The organism is Paludisphaera sp., from assembly GCF_037189885.1.
Taxonomy (GTDB): domain Bacteria; phylum Planctomycetota; class Planctomycetia; order Isosphaerales; family Isosphaeraceae; genus Paludisphaera.
Map to the genome: position 1 here is coordinate 1 of NZ_JBBCIR010000071.1, position 24,649 is coordinate 24,649.

The following is a 24,649-nucleotide window of genomic DNA, read 5'->3' on the forward strand; positions in this document are numbered from 1 at the left end:
GGTCGTCCGCGGCCCCTAGGAGGCCAATGCCTTCGTGGGCTCCGGCGCGGGTTCGCCCCGCAGCTAGTTCCAGAGCAGGTCGTCGACCTGGCCCCGGGGGACAAGCAACGCGTTCTCCGCGACGATGGTCCCGGCGAACACCAGGCGTTCCGGCACGGTGGGGTCGGCCAGATCCAGGCATTCCTGGTCGCGCTCGGTCAGCGTCCCGGGGAGCAGGACGGGGATCCGCATGAGTTCCTCGTCCGCGAGCCCCTTCAGCAATTCGCGAGCGACCGCCGAGTCGTAAGCCGTCGGCGTGGCGCCGTCCTGGAGGTTCGTCGAGGGGGCGTCGGGCCGAAGGTCGTCCTGGTGTTGCATGTCGATCGTCCCTATTTTGTCGGATCGGACGCGCGGGCGCGCCGTCCGCCTGTGATGATGAAGGTCACTTCGCCGAAACGATCCGGGTGTCGGCGGGGCCTCGCGCCGGGACCGTCTGGGTCAGGAGCGCCACGCCGACTTCGAGCGCCCCGAACACGACGTGCGGGGTCGAGATCCGCGAGGCGAACTCGAAGATCCACGGCGAAGCCGCCAGCAACAGCCCGCCGGCCACGTCGAGCACGAGATGGGCCCTCATCCCGATGACCGGGTAGGCGCCCAGCTCGTAGTCCGTCAGCGCGCTGTAGAGGATCAGGCCGAGGCCCATGGCGACGGGGACCATGGCCGACTCCTCGGTGGGGAAGCGGAACGCGAAGGGGACGAGGATCAGCGTCGCCCCCAGGACATAGTCCATCGCCCCGTGCAGCCAGGTGGGTAACAATCGCATGGCTCGTCTCCTGTCGTGGTTATCGAAGTGGACCGCGAGGGCCGGCCGGCCGCGCCTCGGCCCGCGCGCCGTCCCCGCGACCCGACCTCAACCGCCCCGCGTCGCGTCGCCGCCGCCCGCGTCCGGGCCCGAGCGGGGCGGGTCCTTGTCGCCCCGGACGTTGGTCGCGCCGCGATCGGGATTATCGGCGGCCTTGCCGCCGTCCGACGCCCCGCCGAGCGTCGAGGCCCGGCCGGCTTCGTCGCGGGCCGCCGCGTTGGCCTTGTCGGGCTTGCTCTCGCTCCTCCCTTCGGGATTCTCGTCCCCCAGGTGATCCGCTCGGTTTCCGATCATCGCGGTCGCTCCTTGAACTGCGCGGAGACCCGTGGCCGGTCCCTCCGACGGGCACATGACACGGCCTATCCTCATTAATGGAGCAATCAACATGCCATCCGATGCCTCTCATGGCGATCAGGCCACCGCTATCGCCGGGAACCCGCCCTTCCCATCCCGCCGCGGGCGCGGTCGGGATCCGGCGCGACATCCCGGCGCCCTCTCCGACGCCGCGCCGACGATCGTCGACTCCTCGCAGTAATTCTCCCAAGTCCTGAAATCCCGACGCCTCGCCCGCGGAGCATATGGGGGAAGACGTGGTATCTCGCTCCTTGACAATCCGGACGATGGAAAGCCTCGGATAGCCGCCCTACCGCGCGCCTGGTGTGGTCGTCGTGCCGGGCCATGAGGAGCGAACGCGTCCGAGGCGACGGAGCGACCCGTCGATCGGGGCGCTGGGGAAATCCGTCGCCAACGCGGAGGCGGCGGACGGCGCGCTATTCGAAATTGACGAACGAAGCCAACTCGTCGGTGCGCTAAGCTTGTGGAGTGGAATGGCTTGCGGCTGTTTCGCGGCGGCGGGGCGCGCGCGAACGAAGCCAACTTTCGCGAGGACGCGGCGTGACGCCGCGCGTCGTCGGGCGGGGTGTCGGGGAGGCCGCGGCCCGCCCCGCCGGGTAGGATTCAGCCGATGTGGTCACGCGCGGCGCGCGGGGACAGGGGCGCGGATCGCCCGGATCGGCGCGAGATCGGCCCGATGGTTGCTGACCGTGTCGCCCGGTCGCGCCCCGGGACGCGCGGGCGGGCTATCCGTCTTTCATCGCTCATAGCCAAGGATTGCAACGAGATGAGTCAGCGAGCGCCATCGCGAGTCGAGCAAGGGGGGAAGGCCGAGGGGGGCCGTGTCGAGGGGCGACGGTTGCCGGTCGGGGCGGACGTGCTTCCCGACGGGGGCGTCTCGTTCCGAGTCTGGGCCCCGAATCGGCGGGCCGTCGCCGTGCTCGTCCAGGAGGGGCCGACGTGGGACGCGGGGTCCGAGCCCGCGGTCGTGCCGATGAGTCCCGAGCCGGGGGGCTACTTCTCGTGCGTCGCCCCGGACGCGCGGGCCGGTTCGCTCTACCGCTACCGCCTGGACGACGAATCGGACTTCCCCGACCCCGCGTCGCGGTTCCAACCCGAGGGGCCGCACGGGCCATCCCAGGTCGTCGACCCCGGCGAGTTCGAGTGGACCGACGCTGGCTGGAAGGGGCTGGAGCTGCGGGGGCAGGTGCTCTATGAGATGCACATCGGCACCCTGACCCCCGAGGGGACCTGGGACGCCGCGATCCGCGAGCTGCCCGCGCTCAAGGAGCTGGGGATTACCGCCGTCGAGGTCATGCCGGTCGCCGAGTTCCCCGGGCGCTTCGGCTGGGGCTACGACGGCGTCGACCTCTACGCCCCGTATCACGTCTACGGCGACCCGGACGACTTCCGCCGCTTCGTGGACGAGGCCCACCGCCTCGGCCTGGGGGTGATCCTGGACGTCGTCTACAACCACCTCGGCCCCGACGGCGCCTACCACAAGCAGTTCGCCGAGGAGTACTACCACTCGACCCTCGAGAAGACCGACTGGGGCGCGTCGCTCAACTTCGACGAGGAGGGGTCGGCCGCGGTCCGGGAGTACTTCGTCTCCAACGCCGGATACTGGGTCGACGAGTTCCACCTCGACGGCCTGCGCCTGGACGCCACCCAGGCGATCCTCGACCACTCGGAAGACCACGTCCTCGCGGAGCTGGCGCGGCACGCCCGGGCCAGGGCGGCGGGGAGGTCGGTCCTCCTGATCGCCGAGGACGAGACGCAGGACTCGATCCGGGTGAGGCCCCCCGAGCGGGGCGGATACGGCCTGGACGCCCAGTGGAACGACGACTACCACCACGCCGCGATCGTCGCCCTCAGCGGGCGCGGCGAGGGGTATTACGCGGACTTCCAGGGGACGCCCCAGGAGCTGATCTCCGCGACCAAGTGGGGCTTCCTGTTCCAGGGGCAGTTCTTCGGCTGGACCGGCAAGCCGCGCGGCAACCCGGCGCTGGGCGTCCCCTCGCCGTCGTTCGTCACCTTCCTGGAGAACCACGACCAGGTGTCGAACTCGCCGCGCGGCGAGCGGCTGGGGGTGCTCGCCAGCGCGTCCCAGTACCGGGCGATGGCGGCGGCCTGGCTGCTGGCCCCCCACACGCCGATGTTCTTCCAGGGTCAGGAATACGGGGCGACGACCCGCTTCCTCTTCTTCGCCGACCACGGCGAGGAGCTGTCCAGGCTCGTCAAGCAGGGCCGCGAGGAGTTCCACGGCCTGTTCCAGAGCGCCGGCCGGCCGGAGCTGAGGGAACACCTGGCCGATCCGGCCGACCCCGCGACGTTCGAGGCCTGCAAGCTCGACCCGGCCGAGCGGGCCCGGCGTCCCGAGCTGCTGGAATTCCATCGCGACCTCCTCGCCCTGAGGCGCGAGGACCCCACCTTCAGCGCCCAGCGCGGCGACCTGATCCACGGCGCGGTGATCGGGCCGGAGGCCTTCGTCCTCCGCTACCTGGATCCGGAGGGGGGCCCCGAAGACCGGCTCGTGATCGTCAACCTGGGTCGCGACCTCGCCCCCGCCCCGACCAGCGAGCCCCTGATGGCGCCCCCGCGGGGCCGCCGCTGGGACGTCGCCTGGTACAGCGAACACCCGCGGTATGGCGGCGGCGGCACGCCCCCGTTCGAGGACAACGCCCCCTGGCGCGTCCCCGCCCGCGCCACGCTCGTCTTCCGCGCCATCCCCAGGAGCGCCGACTGATGCTCAAGATCGGATACCACGCCTCCCACGAGCTGTTCCCCCCCGGCGAGCTGCTGCGGCAGGCGCGATTGGCCGAGGAGCTGGGATTCCCGGCGGCGATGTGCTCCGACCACTTCAACCCCTGGACCGACAAGGGGGGCGAGAGCGCCTTCGCCTTCGCGTGGCTGGGGGCCGCGCTCCAGGCGACGAGCCTCCCCTTCGGCTCCGTCTGCGCCCCTGGCCAGCGCTACCACCCGGCCATCGTCGCCCAGGCGGCCGCCACTCTGGCCGACATGTTCCCCGGCCGCTACTGGGTCGCGATGGGGACCGGCCAGTACCTCAACGAGCACGTCACCGGCGACCCATGGCCGACCAAGCCCGAGCGCCGCGAACGCCTCCTGGAAGCCGTCAAGGTGATCCGCGCCCTCTGGGCCGGCGAGACCGTCAACCACCACGGCCGCTGGTTCCGGGTCGACGACGCGAAGCTCTACACGAGGCCCGAGGTCCCGCCCCGGATCTACGGCGCCGCGATCACCGCCGAGACGGCCGAGTGGGTCGGCGGCTGGGCCGACGGCCTCATCACCGTCGGCAAGGAGAAGGACCAGATCCGGCAGGTGGTCGAGGCCTTCCGCCGCGGCGGCGGCGAGGGCAAGCCGATGGCCCTCCAGGCCGCCCTGAGCTACGCCGAGGACGAGCGGACGGCGCTGGTCGAGGCCCGCCGCCGATGGCCCATGATCACCGTCACCCTGGAGCAGAACCAGGACGTCGCGACCCCCGAGGAGTTCGACCGCCTCACCCGCGACGTCGAGCTGGGCGAGATCAAGGACAAGCTCCGCGTCTCGGCCGACATCGACCGCCATGTCGAATGGCTGCGGGGGGACGAGGAGCTGGGCTTCGACCACGTCTACCTGCACCATGTCGGCCCGGATCCGGACGGGTTCCTCCGGACGTTCGCCCGGCGCGTGCTGCCCGCGTTCTCATGATCGCGGGCCTCCTGGGCCTCACCCCGTCGACCGGGCGGAGGCCCAGGCCGCGACCAGAACGATCTCCGCGGCGGCGTCCAGCAGGTAGACGCGCGGGATCACCGCTCGCGCGACGTACCAGACGTCGATGGCCATCAGGCCGAGGGCACTCCCGACCGCCAGCGTGACGACCTCCGGCGTGATCCGATCGTTGAGGCCGGCCATGGTCAGGACGGCCCCCACCACGCCGACCTGCACCCCGACCGTCTTCACCAGCCAGTCGTCCGTCTTCGGCCCGGTGACGGCCTCGAACGTCCGGATGCTGAGTATCGGCCAGAGCCCGGTTGCCAGGAAATATGCCCCCTGGATCAGGGCCAGCCATCGATCCCATCCCGACATGGCGAAGCCTCCGATCGACCCGGAACCTCCCGGCCGTCATGGGTCGTCCCGGCCCGAATCCCCGTCGTCCCGCGTCGGCGGTCGGCCCGCGTCCGGCTCGTCCAGGAACGCCAGCCCGCGCTCGGCGAACGCCTCGACCCAGGCCTCCACCTTCTCGACGCCGACGCGGTGGCGGCGGGCGACCTCCTCGATCGGCCGCCCCTCGTCCAGCTCCAGGAGCGCCTCGGCCCGGTAGAGCTGCTTGCGGCTGCGAGGCCTCTTCGCCATGCTCCGCAGCCGATCCCGCGCGGAGCCCTTGAGACGGAAATCCATCGGGATCGCTCCTCGCCCGAGAAGGGCCGCCGTCGCGCCCGCGACCGGCGCGGACCCTCAAGGAGACCGAAGTCGGCAATCGCCATGCCATGATCCTTGTCCCTTGAGCGGCGGCGTCCGACGGTGTCCAATAAGGCTCGGCCCGCCCGAGCCGCCCCACCCCCCGCGACGATGGGATCGTCCCATTCGCGAGCCAGCCCCCGGGCCCCGACCGCCCCCGGCGGTCGATCGAACACATTACCATGCGTGGCTATCATGAGAATTCACCCGGCTGGCCTCGGGCTGCTGGCCCTCTGGCTCGGCGTCGCGGGAGCGTCCCAGGGGCAGGTCACGGAGGAGCAGTTCGAGGCGCGGGCCCTGCCGGCGCTCGCGATCGAGGAGCCGTACGACTTCCACCGCCAGCACGCCGAGGGGCTCCCGCCGCGCCCGCGCGACCCGGACGAGCGTCCCCGCGACGATGAGATCGAGATCGGCGCCGGCTGGAGCGTCGAGATCCCCGCCGACGCGTCGGCCCCCCTGGTCGCCGCCGGCGAGGAACTCCAGCGCTACCTGAAGGAGGCGATGGGCGTCGAGGTCGCGCTGAAGCGCCCCGATCGGATCGACGGCTGGCGAGAACGCCCGAGGACGATCGTCGCCGCGGCCCGCGACGCCATGCCCGGCCTCGGCGACCCGCTCAAGGCTTCGAAGGACTACCGGATCACGGTCGCCGGCGACGCCGTCGCGGTGTGCGGCCACGACGATCGCGGGGCGATGTACGGGCTGTACAACCTCGTCATGCGATTCAGCCTGCGGGAGGCGCCCTACCTCCCCCGCGACCTGGACACCGTCCGGCACAGCCTCTATCAGGCGCGGATGACGCTGTCCGGACTCGGCTGGATGGAGTGGCCCGACCGCTACCTGGCCACGCTCCCCCTGTACGGCTTCGACGCCATCCACTGCTCGATCTACCGCAACCCGAACAACGCGCCCGGCGCGGATCCCCACTGGAGCGACAGGGACATCCGCAAGCATCCGCCGGGGGCCATGAAGGATCTGACCCGTCGCGCCGCCCGCTTCGGGATCGACGTGTACGCGCCGCTGCTCTACCACTACACCGGGACCCCGGAGAACGTCGAGGGCCTCCGCAAACTGGTCCGCGACGTCCTCGCCGAGTTCCCCGAGATCCGCGGCTATGTCCTGCTGACGGAGGGCTTCTACTACAGGAAGTGGTTCGGCGCGGGGGGGCAGGGGGACGAGGACCTTCGCGCCTGGGTCCGCGAGTGGTCCAAGGCCGTCGCGATCGTCGCCGAGGAGGCCCACCGCATCAACCCGAAGGTGGAGATCCTCCCCTGGGAATACAACGTCGCCTTCAGCCCCGACCAGGCGGAAACGAAGGCGTATGTGATGACCCAATTGCCCGAATCCACGATCCCCCTGCTCACCTTCGAGAACGGCAAGAGCTTCGAACTCGACGGCCAGAAGGGGTACCTGCGCGACTACGCCATCAGCCAGGTCGGCCCGGCGGAGGTCACCCAGGCGCAGCTGCGGGCGGCCCGCGAGCGGAACTTCCGCGCCGTCTATTCGAAGGCCGACACCTTCGCCAGCTGGCAGTTCGGCACGTTCCCCTACCTGCCGTTCCCCTACCAGTGGCACGAGCGCTACAAGGCCCTGGAGGAGTGGAAGGTCGACGGGACGCTGGAATCCTGGAGCTACGGCTTCAAGCCCAATTGGGTCGCCGAGATGCGGGCCTGGTACGCCTGGAGCGACGCGCCCCCGCTGGACGACCTGCTGCGGCGGATCGCCCGCCGCGAGTTCGGGGCGGGCGGCGAGGACGACGTGCTCGCGGCGTGGAAGTCCTTCAGCGAGGCCATCCGGGTCTATCCCGACACGGGGCCGAACTGGGGGAGCAACAACGCCGTGGCCTCGCCCCTGTTCTTCGCCAAGCCCAAGCCCCGCGCCATGACGCTCGGCCACTCGTGGTCGGATCAGGGCCTCTGGAGCGGTCAGTCCCAACTCAACCCATACTGGCCGTACGTCCCCAGTCGGCTCGTCTTCTGGCCCGACTTCACGAACCAGCACGACGCGGCGCGGGGCTACACCGCCTTCTTCACGGTGCCCGTGTTCCAGAAGTACCTGAAGCTCTCCGCGGATCGCATGGAGGAGGGCCTCCTCCGCTATCGCCGGGCCGCGCTGCGGGCCCCCGAGGCGAAGCGCCAGGCCGCGTTCCGCGAGGTCCTGCTCGCCGAGCAACTGCGGAGGATGATGCTCAGCGGGCACGCCATCCTCGAATTCGAGCAGCAGCGCCTGGCGCTGGCCAGGTCCACCGACGCCGCCGAGCGGCGCGAACTGCTCCGGTCGATGACCGCGCTGCTGCGGGAGGAGAAGGGGCGGACGACGTCGGCCCGGGAGACCGCCCGTCGCGACTCCCGGCTCGGCTACGAGTGGGAGCAGGATTATATCTATACTCCCGACACGATCCAGGAGAAGCTCGACCTGATCGACGACACGCTCGATCGCCAGATCCCGGCCTATCGCCGCGAGCACGGCCTGGAAGAGGAGCAACCCTGACGTCGGCCGCTCTCCGGTCGATCGGGGATACCGACGCGTCATCCCCGGCCGACCGCCGGCCCTTCCCTGGTGGAGGCCGGCGATGGGCCTCCGGTCGACCCGACGCGAGGCGCGAAGGGGTCGCGGCGTCCGGTCCCTGCAGGGGCGATGTCAACCATCCGCCCCGGAAGCCGAACCGACGCCCGATCCGCCGTCGTCTCGCTGGAGCGAGTTGGCGTAGCCGAGCCCGGCGATCGCGACCAGCAGGAGGGCCAGGCCCGCGGCCAGCCGCCGGCGGGCCCAGCCGGGGGACGACCGCCACTCTCCCGTCAGCACGCCGAGGGCGTTGGCGACCAGCACCATGCTCGACATCAGGATCGCCCAGCCGAGCGAGGGGCCCAGGCGGCCCAGCCGGTCGGCGCCGATCCCGTAGAGCGCCATCCCGGCCATCCAGAGCACGCCCATCAGCGCGCCGAACCCGACGTTCCGGAGCGATCGCGGGTCGCGATAGTTGCGGGCCGTGCCGTCGCGCCGCATCAGGTAGAGCGCGTAGCCGGCGTTGCAGAGGAACAGGGGGGGCGTCAGCAGCGGCCACAGGGCGTTGGGAGCCAGGTACTCCGGCACGTCGGGGCCGGCCGCGCGGCGGTAGATCTCCTCGCCGAAGGCGAACCCCAGGTTCCCGCACGCCGAGAGCAGCCCGGACATCACGCAGATGGCCAGGCCAACCCGGTACGAGGTCCGCCGCGACGTCGCCGCCGGCGCTCCCTCCTTCCAGCGGCCGGCGAACGAGCAGACGACCACCCCGAGCAGCATCACCGCGAGCGACGACGCCGTGACGACGCCCTGCGCCGTGGTGAAGTCCGACGGCGGTCGGACCAGCAGCGGGATCAGCGTGCCGCTCGTGGCGGCCACGCCCAGGATCACCGCGAACCCCAGCGCCAGGCCGATCGCCTCCACGCCCAGCCCGAACGTCACCGCGCCGATCCCCCAGCCGACCCCGAACAGGAGCACGCGCAGGACCACCCCGGCCGAGACGTCGCGATACACCCCCAGCAGGTCCGGGATCGTCGCCATCGCCAGGACCCAGGGGCAGATCAGGTAGGCGGCGGCGGCGAAGACCAGCCAGTAGTTCTCCCAGGCCCAGCCGCCCATCCACTTGCTGGGGAGCATGAAGCTCCCCTGGAACACGCCCGCCAGGATCACGACCGCCAGGCCGATGAGTTGCACGTCCGTCATGATCGATCCCCCGCGACGTTCAGGCCCAGTCCTCGATCACGACGTCCGCGCCGGTCGCCGCCGACTCGATCAGCGCCAGCGCGACCCGCACCGCCCGCGAGCCCTCGATCCCGGAGTTGACCTCCGGCGTCCGCCCCGCGACCACGCAGTCGCAGAGGTAGGAAAGCTCGTCTCGAAGCGCTCCGCGGGTCGCGCCCAGCACGCGCGGCTCGTAGCTGACGTCGGGGATCTCGTGCCCGTCCTCGCGCCAGAAGCTCAGGGCGCCCGGCGTCAGGCGGAGATCGCCGATCCCGCGCGAGCCGACGACCCGGAAGGCGTCGTCGAGCGCCACGCCGCCGGCGCTCGGCAGCAGCCAGATCGTCTCGATCACCCCGATCGCGCCCCCCTCGAATTCCAGCACGCCCCAGAAGGTGTCGGGGTGCTTGCTCCCGGTAACCGACCGGGCGAAGCCGCGCGCCCGGCGCACCGGCCGGTCGGCGTACCAGAGCATCATGTCGAGGTCGTGGATCCCCGTCTCGAGCATGGGGTGGACGCGGCCGTAGAGGGGCAGGGCCTCCTTGGGCCGGTTCCGTCGGGAGTGCATCGAGACGACGTCGCCCAGGCGGCCCGACGCCACCTCCTCCTTGAGCATCGCGTACTTGGCCTCGAACCGCAGGATATGCCCGACCATCAGGATACGGCCCGCGGCCCGCGCGGCCTCGATCATCCGGGCGCAGTCGGCCAGGTCGGTCGCCATCGGCTTCTCGACGAAGGCGTGCTTCCCCCGCGCCAGGGCCGACAGCACGGGCGCGGCGTGTCCGGACTCGGGCGTGACCACGTCGACCAGATCGACGTCCGGCAGGCCGCAAAGCTCGTCCAGGTCGCCGCAGACGCGCGGCACCTGGAATTCCGCGGCGATCCGTTCCGCGCGGTCGCGGTCGGTGTCGAAGACGGCCCGGACCTCCGCGTTGGGTATCCCGCGAACCGCCCGCAGATGGCTCTCGCCGAACAGGCCGCAGCCGACCAACCCGATCCCCACGCGCGTCATCGGCATCTCCCTCATGGCTTGGCGTCCGCCCTCGGCCCCACGGGATCGGGCCGTCCGGTCGCGGATCGGATTCTACAGGGCGCGCCGCGGCCTCGCCACCGACCGCCCCTCGACGGGCGCGGCCCTGGAGCCGGTAGGGAGTCGCGATCCGTCGAGGCCGCTCGACGCGGCGCGATCGGGCCGAGGGGCGTGGCTCCCGATCAACACATACGTCGTATCCGCGCCCATATTGACTAAGGCGCTTCGCTACCATCTAATGCGCAACGGCTGGAACTCTTGCTCCGACACTCCGACCCAGGGACGAACCGATGCTAACTCCCCACCGCCTGGCCTGTGCGCTCGTCGCTTGCGCGTGCCTTCTGCTCCCGTCCCCCGCCTCGGCCGACCCGATCGTCGGCCAGGTCGACGACTTCGAGGACGGGACGACGCAGGGCTGGCTCATCAACCTGCTCGGGATGGGCAGCCCGCCCGCCGAAGCCCTCCCGATCAACGTGCCGACCGGCGGGCCGGGGGGCGCGGACGACCACTACCTGCGGCTGACCTCGCTGGGGGTGACCGGGGCGGGCGGCAGGCTGGTGGCCCTGAACCTGGACTCGCGATGGACGGGGGATTATCTCTCGGCCGGCGTCGCGATGATCACCATGGACCTGATCAACCTGGGGTCCTCGGACGTCTCCCTGCGCCTCCTCTTCGAGAGCGTCGGGGCGACGGGGCCGACGGACGTCGCGTCCACGAACGACTCGGTGTTCCTGGCCGCGGGCGGCGGCTGGACCTCCGCGACGTTCCGCGTCGGCCTGGACGACCTGACCGCGTCGTTGGGGAGCGTCGAGGCCGCCCTCACCTCGGCCTCCGTCATCCGGCTCTACCACGGCCCGGACCCCGGTTTCCCCGGGCCGCCGATCGCCGCCCAAATCGGCGTGGACAACATCCGGGCGGCGGCGATCCCCGAGCCGGCGTCCATCGCCATGCTCCTCGTGGGCGCGATCGGGGCGGGGCTGGCGGCGCGCGGACGCGGTGCCTGAGGACTTACGGCCCGCCAGCAGGCCGCCCGCCCGATGGAGGGTGCTCACGCGCTCGGAACGGCGGGCGGCGCGCGGTCGATCCGGCCCGGCGTCCGCTCGACGAGTCGACGCCGCGCGGGGCGATTCTCGATGGTCGTCCATCATGACCGTTGAAGTGCCGTCCGGGCGGCGTAACGCCTCGCGAACGATGGGAGGCCCACGGCGGCGAGGGTGCCACCGCGCGACGACCTCCGGGCTGATCCGCCGGCGGGGACGCTCGATTCGCGTTCGGCGGAAAAATTAGAGAGGGTGGCTGACGGGATTTGAACCCGCGATCTCCAGATCCACAATCTGGCGCCTTAACCGCTAGGCCACAGCCACCGTCGGACGCGATAGAGACACGATAATCCCGGTCGTGGGTTCGCGTCAAGGCGATCCGTCGGGAAAGTCGCGGGCGGGGGGAGGTGGGAAACGCGTTGCGCAACGCGCCGGCGCGGGGGCGGGAAAATCGATCCAAGGCCTTGACTCGCCCGGATAAACTCGTGACGCTGACCCATCGGACGCGGCCGACGGACGACGGCCGAGGCGTTCCTCCCGAGGCGACGAGAGCGATGTCGAATTCCTTGCTGCGGATCGGGGTCGCGGGGTGCGGCCAGGCCGCCCGCATCCACGTCGAGCGGCTTCTGACCGACCCGGACGTCCGGATCGTGGGCGTCGCGGACGCCGTGCGGGAAACGGCCGAGGCGCTCGCCGCGGCGATCGCCGACCGGCAGGGGGAGGCCCCCGAGGTCTTCGACGAGTTCCGCGGCCTGCTCGACCAGCGGCCCGACGCCGTGGGGATCTTCACGCCCCACCTGCTCCATTATCGCCAGGCCATGGACGCGCTGCAGGCCGGCGCGCACGTGTTCATCGAGAAGCCCCTGTCGACCAACAGCCAGGAGGCGGCCGACATCGTGAGCCTGGCGCGGGGTCGGCGGCTCCATGTGGCCGTCGGGCACCAGTACCGCCTCCGCCCCAGCCTGATCGAGGCCCGGGCGCGGCTGGCCGCCGACGCGGTCGGGCCGCTGCGGCTGGTCACGGCCGCCATGGCCGAGCCCTGGCTGGCCCGCCAGCGGGAGCAGGGAGGGGAGAGTTCCTGGCGATTCGACCCCAAGATGTCCGGGGGAGGCCTGCTGGCCGACGTCGGGGATCACCTGATCGACGCCTTGCTCTGGACCACCGGCCGTCGCGCCCTGGAGGTCTTCGCGGTGCAGGGGCGGGTCGACCCCGGGCTGGACGTCGTCACCGCCGCGACGATCCGCCTGGAGGGGGACGTCCCCGCGACCCTGGCCCTCTCGGGCGTCTCGCGCGGCAGCCTGTTCGAGCTGAACTTCTTCGGCGAGCGGGGCCGGATCCACGCGACCGACTCCATCCTCGAGATCGACCCGGGAGGCGGATCGCCCGTCCAGAGGGTCGAGACGCCGGGGCCCGCGACCTCGATCGACGCCGTCGTCCTGGCCGCCCTGCGCGGCCAGGGCCCGCCGTGCTGCTCGGCCGAGGACGCGCTGGAGACCGTCCGGTTGAGCGAGGCCGTCGCCCGCTCGGCCGTCACCGGCCGGGTCGCCCCGCTGGTCTGAGCCAACGAGACGGCCGCGTCGAGGGGGCGGGTCGCGAGGATTATCCGGAGGGCCCGGCGGGCCGACCGGCCGATCCGCTTCCCACTCTCTTCAAGGCGTCGGCGAGGTCATGCCGAACAATCCCGAGAACGAACCTAGTCGCGGCGGTCGGCCCCGGGTCACCCCGCATCGCGACGGACCCGAATCACCCCAGTCAACTTCGCACCACTGATCGACTCGCGGAGCGGGCGGACGCCCGGGGCCATGATCCCCGGGCCCCCGGCCCGCCCGAAATTCCCCCCTGGCCCGAGGAACGGATCCATGCTCGACCTTGAGACCACGCCCATCGACCTCCTGGAACCCCCCGCCGACCCCGACGATCCGCGGGTCCGCTGGGACGCCGAGACCGCCCTGCTCGTCGCCCGCCACCCCGGCGAGGAAGACGAGGAAGACGATATCGAGGACGTCGAGGACGAGGAGGATGACGACGAGATCGACGACCTCGAGGAGGAAGACGATATCGACGACGACTTCGACGATGACGACGACGAGATCGACGAGGAGCTGGACGAGGAGCTGGACGACATCGACGTCGAAGAGGACGACTTCGACGACGACGATGATGACGATGACTTCGACGACCTCGGCGACGACGACGAGGAAGACCTCGACTGACGCCGACTCCGCGCGTTGAAGAGATCAAGGGGCGGGCCCGGGCGGGCCCGCCCCTTCGTCGTTTCGGGCCGGCTCAGCGGCCGGCGATCGCCAGCAGGAAGCGGCGGGCGTTCTCGAAGGCCACGGCCCGCGCGGCGTCCTTCGGCAAATGTTCGGCGATCCAGGCCGCCAGGCGGCCGACTTTGGACAGTTCCGGGGCCGTCCGGTCGAGCCGGAGGTAGTCGGTCGCGACGCCGATCCCCTCGTAGCCGGGCCGGTCGCGGAAGGGGAGGGCGGCGAGGGATTCGATCGTCGCGCGGAACTCCTCGGCGGTCGGCGTGGGCGCCACGCCCAGCGTCGCGCCCAGGGCGCGGAGCCGGCGGACGATGTCCGTCGCCGCGTCCGGGCCGACGGCCGAGTGCAGCAACGGCAGTCGCGACGCGCGGGTCGGCTCGGCCTCGTACCAGTCGAGTGCGGCGGCGACGGTGGCGGCGTCGGCGTCGGCCACGTCGAGCGCCGGCCTCGGGCCCTCGCCCTCGGGGGCCAGCTCCAGCAGCCGTTCGAGGAACGGCCGGGAGAGGTCGCCGGGGACCGCCCCGAAGACGCGCGCCCCCCGGGCGAAGAGCGGGGCGAGGCGGTCGAGGTCGGCCGGCGACTTGATCAGGGCCTCGAGGCCGACGACGGCCAGGACACCCCAGCAGAGTCCGCCGCGGGGCTCGGCGCGCCAGCGCTCGGCGTCCTCGGGCCCGGCCAGGAGCCGTCCCGAGAACTCCGCCTCGTGGCGAGCGATCATCTCGCCCAGGTCGCGCCATGGGTCGGCCCGGCGCGCCCAGTCGTCCGGGGCGCGGCGACAGGAGACGACGGCCGCCGTCGCGCCGGTGAGATAGCCGTCGAGGCGGCCGACGCGCGCGGGGATCTCGGGGTAGTCGGCGGGGTCGTACTGGGTGGATTCGGCGGCGTACTGGAGCGCCCAGTCGCACCGAAGGTCGATCAATCGCATGGCCGTCCGCGAGGGGTTCAGGGGGCTTCCGGCGGGGCCTGGGGGACTCGCTCCAGGAACCGGGCCACGACGCGCCGGAGGTCGCCCCAGCGTACCACGTCCCACGCCCGGCCGCCGTCCCAGCCCCCCCGCCAGATCACGGGGGCGGCCTCGGCCAGCGTCGCGGCCAGGGCGGGCGCCCGGTCGATCAGCCTCGTCGCGGCGCCCAGCCGGGGCCGGAAGACGCCGACTCGGCCGGCGGCGCGGCCGTCGATCGAGACCAGCGCGGCGACGGAGCGATCGGGCGTCTCGGCCGACTTCAGCGCCCGGTCGAGCGCGCCCTCGCCCCAGCCGATCAGGACGGTCGACCCGCGCGTGGCGGCCTCGACGGGCATGCCCGACGCCCGGCCGATCGCGACGACCGCGCCGGGGTCGGTCCCCGCGCCCGGCCTGCCTCCCAGAAGGGGGGCCATGGGGAGGACGACGCGCCGGAAGATCCGTTCGGCTTCCTCGGGAGAGCCGGCGACGATCGCCGCGACCGCGCCGGGCGTGCCGGACTCGTCGGCGAACGTCCCCGCGGCCACGCCCCGGACCAGCGGCCAGAGGTCGACCTCGGGCCGGACGCCGCGGATCAGCGCCATGAGGTTCAGACGGGCGCGGAGCGGCTGCAATCCCTCCCGCGCCGGGTCGGCCCGGTCGACGCGATCGGCCAGCTCGAACAGGGCGTCCCAGAAGGCCGGGCCGCGGCCGGCGGAGAGGGCGACGGCGGCCTCGGCTTCGGCCGGCAGCCAGGACAGCCACGCCGGGTCGATGGGCGGCACGTCCAGGAGGGCGGTTTTCGCGGGGGCGATTTCGGAGGCCAGGTCGAGGTCCAGGCTGTCGTCTCGCAGCCCCACCACGCCGCTCGCGTTCAGCAAGCCGGAGGCGCGGATCGCCGCGACCGGCCGGGCCCATGCGGCGGGGGCTGGCGATGGGAGGAGTTCCGGCCGCAGCGCCAGGTGGAAGCCGTCGGCGTCGTCGGGCGTCTCGCGGAGGGCCAGGCGGGCGACGGCCGCGTCCAGATCCGCCCGGTCGCCGGCGAGGGCCACGCCGCCGGACGGGGCGACGACCGCGAGCGGCGCGCCGGGGCCCCCCAGGCGGCGGACCGGCCAGCCTTCGGGGGTGGGCGTCTCGTCGGAGCCGCCGGAAAGGCGAAGCGACGCGACCAGCGCGGCGATCTCGCCGTCGTCGCGCGGGATGGCCGCCGACCACCGGGGCCGGCCGTCGGCGTCGAGCCCGATGGCGAGGCTCGCGCCGTGGATCGCCCGCCACTCGCGGGCCGTCTCCGGGTTGAACAGCGCCATGACGGCCTGCGCGGCCTTGCCCGGGCCTTCGTGGTCGCCCGTCGCCCGCCGCCACGAGGCCATCGCCGTCGCCGGGCTCGCCGCGCGCGAGCCTCGGAACAGGTCCAGCACGGCCTCGGCCTGGCGGTCGGGCCGGACGAACTCGACGGTCAAGGCCGGCGCGACGGCGTCCCCTTCGCCGGCCGGCGCGGCGGCCGTCGCCGCCAGCGCCCCCAGGAGACCCAGGGCACCGCCAATTCTCCCGATCGTTCGCCGCATGAATCCCCCTCCGCGGCCGTTCGGGGCCGCGCGGGCATTGTAACCCCCCAGGGCCCGGCCGTCACCGCCGAGGGGGGCGAAGGCGCGTCGGTCGCGGCCTCGATCACCGCGCCGCCCAACGGGCGGCGCGGCCGCGCGTCGTCCTTTATTCATGCCGCCTCATAACGCGTTCGGGCTGGGGTTGGCGGTTCAATCAAGCGAGAGCGCGCGTTGGTAAGCCATATATGTAGAAATCGGGAATCATTGCTTCAAACCGATCCCCGCGTGATGCTATGGTGCGTGCGATCCTGTACGAACGATCGGGTTCGCGACAACAACGGAGTCCTTCATCGTGATCCATAAGCACCCGCCCCGGGCGCGCCTCGCGACGTCCGGACGCCTGCTCGCCGCGCTGACGCTCATGGTGTTGACGGGGGGAGGCGCGGCGTGGGCCGGCCCGTTCACGGTGTTCGTCGAGACCGAGGTGCACCTGCCCGATTCCTCGACGAGCGGCATGGTCCCCGTCCACGTGGTGCTGGACATGAGCGTCGACGGCCAGGACTGGTACATGACGTCGTTCAACTGGATCGATCCCCGCAACGGACGGGGCGAGACTCTAGGGCTCTACTCGAATCACTACACCAATTGGTATGACTTGCAATGGGAGACCGGGAGTATCTATGTCTCGCCGGGCACCTATTTGTTCTGGCCCCACGACCCGTTCGGCCGTTTCACGGGGGGGCGGATCGTCGTGACCGCCGCGCGGTATGCCGAGGACGATTACTTCCATTCCTATCCGATCGACGAGCGCACCGTCACGGCGGATTTCGGGTTCGTGGTGCCGAGGCCCCCGGGGGTCGTCCCCGAGCCCGCCGCCGCGATCCCGGCCGCGATCGCGGCGCTCGGGGGGGGGGCCTTCGCGGCGTCCCGACGCCGGCGCGCGCTGAGGCCGCGTCGCGCTGCCCGCGGGGGGGCCGTTCCGCTATACTGACCGTCCCAGGGCTCGGCGCGTGAGGAGGGATCGCGCGGCGACGTGGCGGCGCGGGGGACCAGCGATGCGGCAGGCCGTTTGCGGATCGATCTGCGGGCGTTCGGGATGGGTTCGAGGGCTCGCGACGCTGGCCGTCGCGGCGGCCGTCGCGACGGGAGCCGCGACGGCGCGAGGCCAGGAGCCGGCGCCGCCCGCCTCTTCCGGGTCCGCGACCGCGACGACGCGCGATCGCGTGAAGGCGGTCCTCGACGACCCGACCTTCCGCGACGCCCACTGGGGGATCCTCGTCGTCGACGCCAGGACGGGCGAGACGCTCCATGAGAAGAACGCCGACGAGCTGTTCTCGACCGCGTCGGTCGCCAAGCTCTTCTCCTCGGCCGCCGCGTTCGTCGAGCTGGGGGCCGATCATCGCTTCCAGACGCCGGTCGTCCGCCGCGGGGAGGTCGACGACCGGGGGACGCTCAACGGCGACCTCATCCTCGTCGCCCAGGGCGACCCCGCGATGGGGGGCCGCACCGGCCCCGACGGCAAGCTGCTGTTCGCCGACGAGGACCACATCTACGCCTCCGGCGGCAAGGCGTCGCGGTTCCTCGTGGAGTGCGACCCGCTCGCCGGGCTGGACCACCTGGCGCGCGAGGTCCAGGCCGCGGGCATCCGGAAGATCGCCGGCGAGGTCCTCGTCGACGCCCGCCTGTTCGAACGGACGCCCAGCTCGGGGAGCGGCCCCGGTCATGTCTCGCCGATCATGATCAACGACAACCTCGTCGACGTGATCGTCGCGCCAGGGAAGGCGGCCGGGGAGCCCGCCGCCGCGAAGGTCTCGCCGGCGTCCCGGTATCTCGCCATCGACGCCCTGGTGGAGACCGCGGCCGACGGCGAGCCGAGGATCCGCGCCCGGTTCGTCGGCCCCCGCCGGCTGGAGGTCCGGGGCCGCGTCCCGGTCGGGCCGGAGTCGTTCGTGGAGACCGTCGAGGTCGAGGACCCGGCGTCGTTCGCGCGGGCGCTCCTGATCGAGGCGCTGCGGCGTCGCGGCGTCCACGTCGAGGCGTCCCCGCTGGCCGACAACCCCGAGTCCGCGCTGCCGCCGCGATCGGCCGTCGCCGGGCTCCCGAAGGTGGCCGAGTACACCTCGCCGCCGTTCCGGGAGTTCCTCCGCGTCATCCTGAAGGTGAGCCACAACGTCCACGCCAGCGCCCTGCCGATGCTCGTGGCGGTTAACAAGGGCGAGCGCTCCCTCGCCGCCGGGCTCAGGCGCCAGGGGGAGATCCTCCAGGGCCTGGGGCTCGACCCGCTGGCCGTCTCGTTCGGCGGCGGGGCGGGGGGCCAGTGGGCCGACATGGCCACGCCCCGCGCCACCGTCGCGCTGCTGCGGGCCATGGCCGCCCGCCCCGACTTCGCCTCCTACGACGCCGCGCTGCCGATCCTCGGCCGCGACGGCACGCTCGCCGAGGCCGTGGCCGAGGGCAGCCCGGCGCGGGGCCACGCGCGGGCCAAGACCGGGACCATGTACGTCGACGACGCCCTCATCGGCCGACGACTGCTCACCAGCAAGGCGCTGGCCGGATACATGGAGACCGCCGCCGGGCGACCCCTGGTGATCGCCTTCTTCATCAACGGCGTCGTGCTGGAGGCCCGCGACGGGGGCGAGGTCCCCACCACGGCCGACGCCGGCAAGCTCCTGGGGAAGCTCTGCGAGGCGTTCTACCTCGGCGACGGCCCCGAGCCGGCTCCGGATCCGGCTCCGGCCGAGCCCGCCGCCGGCGGCGAGTGAACGAGGGCCGTCAGTCCAGGGCGGTCGCCCGCGCCTCGACGGCCTGATGCGGGCCGCGCGGGGCGGGCTCGGCCTCGTCGCCTCGGATCCGACGGTCGCCCATCAGACGCGTCAGCTCCTCGGGCAGGCCGGCGAGGGTGATCTCGCGGACGGGGCTCGCCAGCGCGATCCCGGCCGCGGCGAACCGCTCGCGGATCGCCTTGCAGAGCCGATGCTTCGCCCCCCCCATCAGGCCCGGGTCGGCCACGAAGACCGACATCCCGAAGACCATGCCGGACTCGCCCAGCTCCTCCAGCGAGGCCGACGGGGCGGGCTTGGAGAGGACGTCGAAGTCCGATTTCGCGATCGTCGTCAGCAGGGACGTCACCGCCTCCACGTCCGCCTGGTGCGCGACGACGATCCGGATGCCCACCCGCATGATCTTATCCTTGTGCGTCCAGTTGACGATCTTGCCGGTGATCAGCTCGCGGTTGGGGACGATCATGCACTGGTTGTCGCCGTTGATGATCGTGGTGGCGCGGGTGTTGATGCGGTCGACCTTGCCGGTGGTCCCGCCGACGGAGACCGTGTCGCCGATGCGGATCGGCCGCTCCAGCAGCAGGATCAGCCCGCAGATGAAGTTGGCGACGACCTCCTGGAGCCCGAACCCCAGCCCGACGCCCAGCGCCGCCAGCAGGAAGCTGATCTGCGACAGCTCGAAGTGGATCGCCTGGAGCGCGATGGTGACGGCCAGGCCCATCGCGGCGTAGCGCGCGAGCGTGACCATCGCGTACCGCGCGCCCGGGTCGTCGCCGACGCGGCGGAACAGGACGACGGCCAGGATCGCCGGCATGAACCGCCACGCGAGGACCCCCACGGCGATCGCCGAGAGCGACAGCGCCAGGTCGCCCAGCATCACCGGGTTCCCCTCGGCCGCCTTCCAGGGGAGGGGCTGCTTGGACAGGAAGCCCAGCAGCGCCGGGTCGATCCCCCAGATCCACCCCAGCATCGCCACGGCCAGCAGGATGATCGTGAACGTGGAGGCCTGCGACGCGCGCAGCGTCCAGTCGATCGGCTCGGCGGGCTTCCCTCCCGGGGGGGTCGCGGCGGCGTGGGCGCCCTTGGCTCGGGCGGTCCAGAGCGAGGCGGCCGTGGCCCAGAATCGGCCGGCCCGCGTGTCGGCCCGCAGCCGCCAGGAGATCACACGGGCGACGACCCGGTGGATGGCCCACGACAGCGAGAAGACCGCCAGGCTCTCCACCCCCCCCAGCGCGAGCCGAGAGGCGGCGAAGCTGTAGCCCCGGACGTCCAGGACCACCACGACCACGCCGAAGATCACGATCAGCCGGGCGATCAGCCGGGCGCGGCGGCAGCACCACGTCACCCAGGCCTCGCCCACCGAGCCGAACGCCTGGCGGGTCGTCACGACGACGACGGCCTCGGTGCCGGGCTCGGCCTCGCCGGCGGTCGGGACGTCGGGGTTGATCCATGTCATCAGCGGCGAGCCGGGGCGCAGGTGGTAGGCCAGCGACGCCAGCACGATCAGCTCGAACGCCAGGTAGAGGAACCGGGACAGGGCGGGCGCCGTCACGGCGGTCCCCTGGTGGGCGATCTCGCCGTGGGCGAACAGGTGGATCGGCACCAGCAGGGCCATCGCCGCCAGGATCAGCAGCCGGCCGGCGTAGCGGAACTGCCGCGTGACGCTCGCCGGGGTCTCCAGGTAGCGCTCGCACCACCCGCCGGGCTTGAAGAACCACGCGCCCAGGCCGCGTGCGAACAGGCCCAGGGCCAGGGCGTTCAGGACGGTCGCGGCCAGCGTCCCGGTCGCCTTCGGCCACGGGCCGAGCCGGGCCGCCTGCGCGGTCGCGGCCAGGTACAGCGGCCAGGCGGAGGCCCACAGCACGCCCATCAGCAAGGATCGAACGGCCAGCATGACGACGGAGTCCCTCGCGAAAGGTGGATGCTCGGCGCGGATCGGATCGGATCAGGTCAGGCCTGGGGAGCGACGGGGCCGTCGACCGCCGCCGGCGACGGCGGGGGCGACGGCGGGGGGAGCATCTCCGCCAGCTTGCGCTTCAGGGCGAGGCGGACGCGGAGGATGCCCAGGGGGAGCAGCGCGACGGCCGCCGCGGCGGCCAGGAACTCCGGCTTGGCCGACTTCCAGCCGGTCGTCGTCGCGGTGCCGTGCGCCAGGCCGGCGGCCACGCGGGCCAGCCGGCGGGCCTCCCCCGCCGCCAGGCTGACGGTCACGCCGCCGATCGGGTCCTGGTCCCGGACCCAGAACAGGTGGGTCCGGATGAAGCTGGTCGCCTCCTCCAGGATCTCCAGCCGGCGGTCGATCTCGTCGAGCGTCGCCTGCTCCCGCCGCACCAGTTGCTCCAGCGCGTCGCGCCGGCGCCGCAGCAGGCCGGTGTGCTTATCCTCCATCTCCCGCCACGCCGCGGTCGCCTCGGCGTGGCGATCGGGGGGGAGGCGGTCCAGGAGGTCGTCGAGGTCGATCTGGTCCAGCAGCCCGTCCTCGATCTGGCTCAATTCGACGCTCGCCAGCATGTTGACGTGGTCGGCCAGCCGCTTCGAGACCACGGCCCGCTCCTCGCGCTCGATCCGCCGGCGCTCGGGCTGGAGCCGCTTGTAGTCGGCGTTGATGTGGAGGACATCGATGCGGCCGGGCCGCTTCTCCTCCCCCTCGACGAGCTGCCGGATGCGGGCGAATTTCGACGAGGCGACCGTGGCCTGCTTCTTCATCTCCTCCAGGGACGGCTCGACGCTCACGGTGGCGACCTGCTCGGTCTTGACCACCGCCGCCTCCAGGTCCAGCAGCTCGGCCTGGCGCTCGGCCCGGTAGCGGGCGATCGGCTCGAGCTCGCGGTCGGCCTTCGCCAGCTCGGTCCGCGCCTGGCGCTGGAGGTCGTGCTCCTGGGCCTCGGCGATCTTGCGGAAGCGGGCCTCCATCGGCTCCAGCATCCGGCGGGCGAGCCGATCGCGGACGACCCAGCGGGTCCGGTCGACGGCGGCGGCCTCGGCCGACTTCGCGGCGCGGGCGAGCTTCCGCTCGGCCACCTGGAGCCGCAGCGCCTCCACGGCGACGTCGACCCGGACGTCGACGGCCCGCTCCGCCGCCTGCCTGCGCTCGGCGGGGGCCTCGGGCTCGGGCGCCGAGGCCAACGCCTCGGCGCGGGCCTTGATCGACTCCAGGTTCTGGGAGACCTTGTCGCGCTCGGCCTTCAGGGCGGCGATCGCGGCCCTGGCCTCCTTCTCGGGGTCGGCGGGGGCGGCGGCGATCTTCTCCTGGTAGTCGGCCACGTCCTTCCGCGCCGCGGCGATGACCTCCTTCATCTGATCGCGAGACGCCGGGTCGACCGGGCCGTCGCCGCGGAACAGGGGGGGCGTGAGGGCCTCGATCGGCTGCGTCAGCCGGGATTCCACGTCGGCGATCTCGGCCTTGGCCTCGGCGATCTTGCGCGCGGGGTCGGCCTCGGGCCTGGCGGCCTCGGCCAGGTCGGCGGCCAGCTTGTCGTGGTCGTCGAGCTTCCGGAGGCGGGCCTCCAGGATCTCGACGAGCGCCTTGTCGGCCACCTTGCGCTCGGGGTCGGGCTCGACCTTCTCCTCGCCGTCGGCGGGGGGGGCCAGCTCCTTGAGCCGGGCGGTCGCGTCGGCCCGGAGGGCCTGGACGTCCTCCGGCGCGAGCGCCCCGGCGCCGGCGGCGGCTTGCGACGGCGCGGCCGGGACCCGCGGGGCCTGGGGGGGCGGCTCGGCCGCCGCGGGCTTGGGCGCGGGGGGCGTGGCGGCGTCGGCGGGCCCGGGCTGGCTCGCCGTCGGGGGGGCGGCCGGGGGATCGCCGGCCTGCCGCGGCGTGGCGCCGCCGCCGAGGAGGCCGAACATGACGGCCGCGGCGGTGGCCGCGCGGGCGTCGAAGCGGGCGGGGCGGCGAGCGGTCTCGTTCTGCGACATCGCGCGGGGTCCTTCCCGGATCGGGCTCGTCTGGTGGTGCGGTCGAGCGGCCGGCGGCTCGTCCTGACGCCGGGCGGGGCGTAGACTACTCGCCGACGCCCCGGCGGGCAAGCCGAGTCGCGCCCGGCGGGGCCCCGCGGCCTCCTTGACCTGGGGGGCGGGATCCCTATCATTGGGACGGGCCGACGGACGGTCCTTGGGGCCAGGATTTCGACGGCGGCGAGCCCGCCCAAGCCCGGAAACCCGACCGGCCGAGCCCCGAGCCCACGGCGACGACGCGGGGGTCGAATCGAGCCCCCGGTCCGGCCCGCGACATCTCGACGTCAGGCGCCGGCTCGCTCGCCCGGCGCGGTGGATCGCGAATTTCCATGACGACGCCCGTCCCCCGCATCGCCCTGGCGACGTCCACGTCGGGGCCCGACCCCTCGATCGCGGGCCTGGCCCTCATCGCCGGCCTGACCGCGCGGGGCCTGCGGGTCCAGCACTTCCGGGCGCGGGCGTGCCCGACCCCCACCGAGGTCGTCGCCCACGCGACCGGCATGCCCGGCCGTCACCTGGACACCTGGCTGATGCCGCCGGACGTCTGCCTCACGCTCCTGGCCGGCGGTGTCCGCTCGGCGGGCCTCGCGGTCGTCGAGGGCACCTTCGACGGCCCTCGCGACGGCGGCGGGGCGGCCGAGACCCCGGCCTGCCCCGAGGTCTGGCCGGCGGGCCCCGCCTCGGGGGATCTCGGGCCGCTCGTGGGCCTGCTGGACCTGCCGGTGGTGGCCGTGGCGTCGGTCGGCGGCTCGCGCTGCGGGACGTTCCACCTGCCTCGCCCGCCGCGGGGCGCCGCCGCGGTGATCCTGGACGGCGTCGACTCGCCCGAGGAGCTGGAGCGATGCCGGCGGCTGGTCCGGCTGACCAGCGGGCTCCCCGTCGTCGGGGCCGTGGAGTCGCTCCCCGCCGCCCGCCGCGAGGTGGAATCCGCCCCCCCGGGGACGTTCCCGCGCGAGGCGGTCGAGGCCCTGGCCGCCAGCTTCCTGCGGCACGCCGACCTGCCGGCGATCGAGGCCCTGGCCGCGAGCCGCCCGTACCCCGACTTCGTCGAGCGGCCCGCCCTCCGTCGGCCACCCGGCGCGCCGGCGTTCCGGGTCGCGTTCGCCCGCGACGAGGCGTTCGGCTGCTATTTCCCGGACACGTTCGAGGCCCTCGCCGCGATGGGCGCCCAGCTCGTCGAGTTCTCGCCGCTGTGCGACGGCTCGCTCCCCGACCGCGTCGACCTCGTGATGATCGGCTGCGGCCTGGCCGAGCGATACGCGGGCGCCCTGGCGTCGAACTTCAGCATGGCCGCCTCGCTGCGCCAGCACGTCTGCCGCGGCCAGCGGATCTATACCGAGGGAGGGGGCTCCGCCTACCTCGGCCGGTCGATCGTGGTCGACGGCGAGCGGTTCCCCGGCGCGGGGATCCTCCCGGTCGACGCCGAGTTCGCCCCGGCCCCCCGGCCGCCGGAGCGCGTCGTCCGCACCCTGACGCGCGACTCCTGGCTCGGCCCGCGCGGGACCCAGGTCCGGGGCTATCGCAGCGGGCGCTGGAACCTGACGTTCAGCCCCGCCGCGTTCGAGTGCCCCTCGTGCGCCGGCCGGCTCTCCGGCGACGGCGACTTCTACTTCCGGCACCACGCCGTCGGCAGCTTCGTCCACCTGCACCTGGCGGCGCTGCCGGAGGTCGTGTCGGCCTTCGCCGGCCCGCACCACCCCTCGCTCGTCCGCCCCACCCCGGTCCGCCGCCCCGAGCCCGACGCCTGA

The 24,649-nt window shown here is 72.9% G+C and carries 20 protein-coding genes and 1 tRNA gene; 9 read left to right on the top strand and 12 right to left on the bottom strand.

Features of this window, described 5'->3' with window-relative positions:
• Positions 1 to 63 precede the first annotated feature (63 nt).
• From WG209_RS19015 to WG209_RS19025, 3 genes are all read right to left on the bottom strand, one after another.
• On the bottom strand, positions 64 to 357 hold the full coding sequence (locus WG209_RS19015; RefSeq protein WP_337176663.1) for a hypothetical protein: 294 nt from the start codon (positions 355 to 357) through the stop codon (positions 64 to 66).
• 64 nt (positions 358 to 421) lie between these two features.
• On the bottom strand, positions 422 to 802 hold the full coding sequence (locus tag WG209_RS19020) for a hypothetical protein (protein WP_337176664.1): 381 nt from the start codon (positions 800 to 802) through the stop codon (positions 422 to 424).
• An 87-nt stretch (positions 803 to 889) separates the two neighbouring features.
• On the bottom strand, positions 890 to 1,135 hold the full coding sequence (locus WG209_RS19025; protein ID WP_337176665.1) for a hypothetical protein: 246 nt from the start codon (positions 1,133 to 1,135) through the stop codon (positions 890 to 892).
• An 826-nt stretch (positions 1,136 to 1,961) separates the two neighbouring features.
• Between WG209_RS19025 and treZ the strand changes: the two genes are divergently transcribed.
• Together treZ and WG209_RS19035 are read left to right on the top strand one after the other, a co-directional pair.
• Positions 1,962 to 3,920 (top strand): malto-oligosyltrehalose trehalohydrolase, encoded by a 1,959-nt coding sequence (gene treZ, locus WG209_RS19030; RefSeq protein ID WP_337176666.1) that lies wholly within the window; start codon positions 1,962 to 1,964, stop codon positions 3,918 to 3,920.
• Positions 3,920 to 4,882 (top strand): TIGR03885 family FMN-dependent LLM class oxidoreductase, encoded by a 963-nt coding sequence (locus WG209_RS19035; RefSeq protein WP_337176667.1) that lies wholly within the window; start codon positions 3,920 to 3,922, stop codon positions 4,880 to 4,882. Before treZ ends, WG209_RS19035 begins: the two co-directional genes overlap by 1 nt.
• An 18-nt stretch (positions 4,883 to 4,900) precedes the next feature.
• Here WG209_RS19035 and WG209_RS19040 read toward each other — a convergent pair whose 3' ends face one another.
• Entirely contained in the window at positions 4,901 to 5,260 is a 360-nt protein-coding gene (locus tag WG209_RS19040; protein ID WP_337176668.1) for a hypothetical protein, read from the bottom strand.
• Positions 5,261 to 5,296: 36 nt separating this feature from the next.
• On the bottom strand, positions 5,297 to 5,572 hold the full coding sequence (locus WG209_RS19045) for a helix-turn-helix domain-containing protein (RefSeq protein WP_337176669.1): 276 nt from the start codon (positions 5,570 to 5,572) through the stop codon (positions 5,297 to 5,299).
• Positions 5,573 to 5,827: 255 nt separating this feature from the next.
• On the opposite strand from WG209_RS19045, the gene WG209_RS19050 reads away from it, so the two are divergent.
• The gene (locus WG209_RS19050) at positions 5,828 to 8,119 is read left to right on the top strand and encodes a hypothetical protein (protein WP_337176670.1); all 2,292 of its coding nucleotides are present in this window, start codon (positions 5,828 to 5,830) and stop codon (positions 8,117 to 8,119) included.
• Positions 8,120 to 8,269: 150 nt separating this feature from the next.
• On the opposite strand, the gene WG209_RS19055 is transcribed toward WG209_RS19050, so the two are convergent.
• Both WG209_RS19055 and WG209_RS19060 read right to left on the bottom strand, forming a co-directional pair.
• Complete coding sequence (locus WG209_RS19055; RefSeq protein WP_337176671.1) at positions 8,270 to 9,334, bottom strand: L-rhamnose/proton symporter RhaT; 1,065 nt, start codon at positions 9,332 to 9,334, stop codon at positions 8,270 to 8,272.
• 19 nt (positions 9,335 to 9,353) lie between these two features.
• Positions 9,354 to 10,361 (bottom strand): Gfo/Idh/MocA family oxidoreductase, encoded by a 1,008-nt coding sequence (locus tag WG209_RS19060; protein ID WP_337176672.1) that lies wholly within the window; start codon positions 10,359 to 10,361, stop codon positions 9,354 to 9,356.
• Between the two features lie 308 nt (positions 10,362 to 10,669).
• Here WG209_RS19060 and WG209_RS19065 point away from each other — a divergent pair, with 308 nt between their 5' ends.
• On the top strand, positions 10,670 to 11,383 hold the full coding sequence (locus WG209_RS19065) for a PEP-CTERM sorting domain-containing protein (protein ID WP_337176673.1): 714 nt from the start codon (positions 10,670 to 10,672) through the stop codon (positions 11,381 to 11,383).
• 287 nt (positions 11,384 to 11,670) lie between these two features.
• Here WG209_RS19065 and WG209_RS19070 read toward each other — a convergent pair.
• A tRNA-His gene (locus WG209_RS19070) sits at positions 11,671 to 11,743 on the bottom strand.
• A gap of 230 nt (positions 11,744 to 11,973) precedes the next feature.
• Between WG209_RS19070 and WG209_RS19075 the strand changes: the two genes are divergently transcribed.
• Both WG209_RS19075 and WG209_RS19080 read left to right on the top strand, forming a co-directional pair.
• Positions 11,974 to 12,978, top strand: coding sequence for a Gfo/Idh/MocA family oxidoreductase (locus WG209_RS19075; protein ID WP_337176674.1), 1,005 nt, complete (start codon positions 11,974 to 11,976; stop codon positions 12,976 to 12,978).
• Positions 12,979 to 13,278: 300 nt separating this feature from the next.
• Positions 13,279 to 13,632 (top strand): hypothetical protein, encoded by a 354-nt coding sequence (locus WG209_RS19080; RefSeq protein ID WP_337176675.1) that lies wholly within the window; start codon positions 13,279 to 13,281, stop codon positions 13,630 to 13,632.
• Positions 13,633 to 13,705: 73 nt separating this feature from the next.
• On the opposite strand, the gene WG209_RS19085 is transcribed toward WG209_RS19080, so the two are convergent.
• Together WG209_RS19085 and WG209_RS19090 are read right to left on the bottom strand one after the other, a co-directional pair.
• Complete coding sequence (locus WG209_RS19085; RefSeq protein ID WP_337176676.1) at positions 13,706 to 14,611, bottom strand: Zn-dependent dipeptidase, microsomal dipeptidase; 906 nt, start codon at positions 14,609 to 14,611, stop codon at positions 13,706 to 13,708.
• 17 nt (positions 14,612 to 14,628) lie between these two features.
• On the bottom strand, positions 14,629 to 16,191 hold the full coding sequence (locus WG209_RS19090; RefSeq protein WP_337176677.1) for a hypothetical protein: 1,563 nt from the start codon (positions 16,189 to 16,191) through the stop codon (positions 14,629 to 14,631).
• 331 nt (positions 16,192 to 16,522) lie between these two features.
• Between WG209_RS19090 and WG209_RS19095 the strand changes: the two genes are divergently transcribed.
• Positions 16,523 to 17,161, top strand: a complete 639-nt coding sequence (locus tag WG209_RS19095) for a hypothetical protein (RefSeq protein WP_337176678.1) — start codon at positions 16,523 to 16,525, stop codon at positions 17,159 to 17,161.
• Between the two features lie 232 nt (positions 17,162 to 17,393).
• Positions 17,394 to 18,932 (top strand): D-alanyl-D-alanine carboxypeptidase/D-alanyl-D-alanine-endopeptidase, encoded by a 1,539-nt coding sequence (dacB, locus tag WG209_RS19100; protein WP_337176679.1) that lies wholly within the window; start codon positions 17,394 to 17,396, stop codon positions 18,930 to 18,932.
• A gap of 10 nt (positions 18,933 to 18,942) precedes the next feature.
• Here dacB and WG209_RS19105 read toward each other — a convergent pair whose 3' ends face one another.
• The gene (locus WG209_RS19105) at positions 18,943 to 20,844 is read right to left on the bottom strand and encodes a mechanosensitive ion channel domain-containing protein (RefSeq protein ID WP_337176680.1); all 1,902 of its coding nucleotides are present in this window, start codon (positions 20,842 to 20,844) and stop codon (positions 18,943 to 18,945) included.
• A 56-nt stretch (positions 20,845 to 20,900) separates the two neighbouring features.
• Positions 20,901 to 22,862, bottom strand: coding sequence for a hypothetical protein (locus tag WG209_RS19110; protein WP_337176681.1), 1,962 nt, complete (start codon positions 22,860 to 22,862; stop codon positions 20,901 to 20,903).
• Positions 22,863 to 23,230: 368 nt separating this feature from the next.
• Between WG209_RS19110 and WG209_RS19115 the strand changes: the two genes are divergently transcribed.
• Positions 23,231 to 24,649 carry a cobyrinic acid a,c-diamide synthase gene (locus tag WG209_RS19115; RefSeq protein WP_337176682.1) on the top strand — a complete coding sequence of 473 codons (1,419 nt, stop codon included), beginning with the start codon at positions 23,231 to 23,233 and terminating at the stop codon, positions 24,647 to 24,649.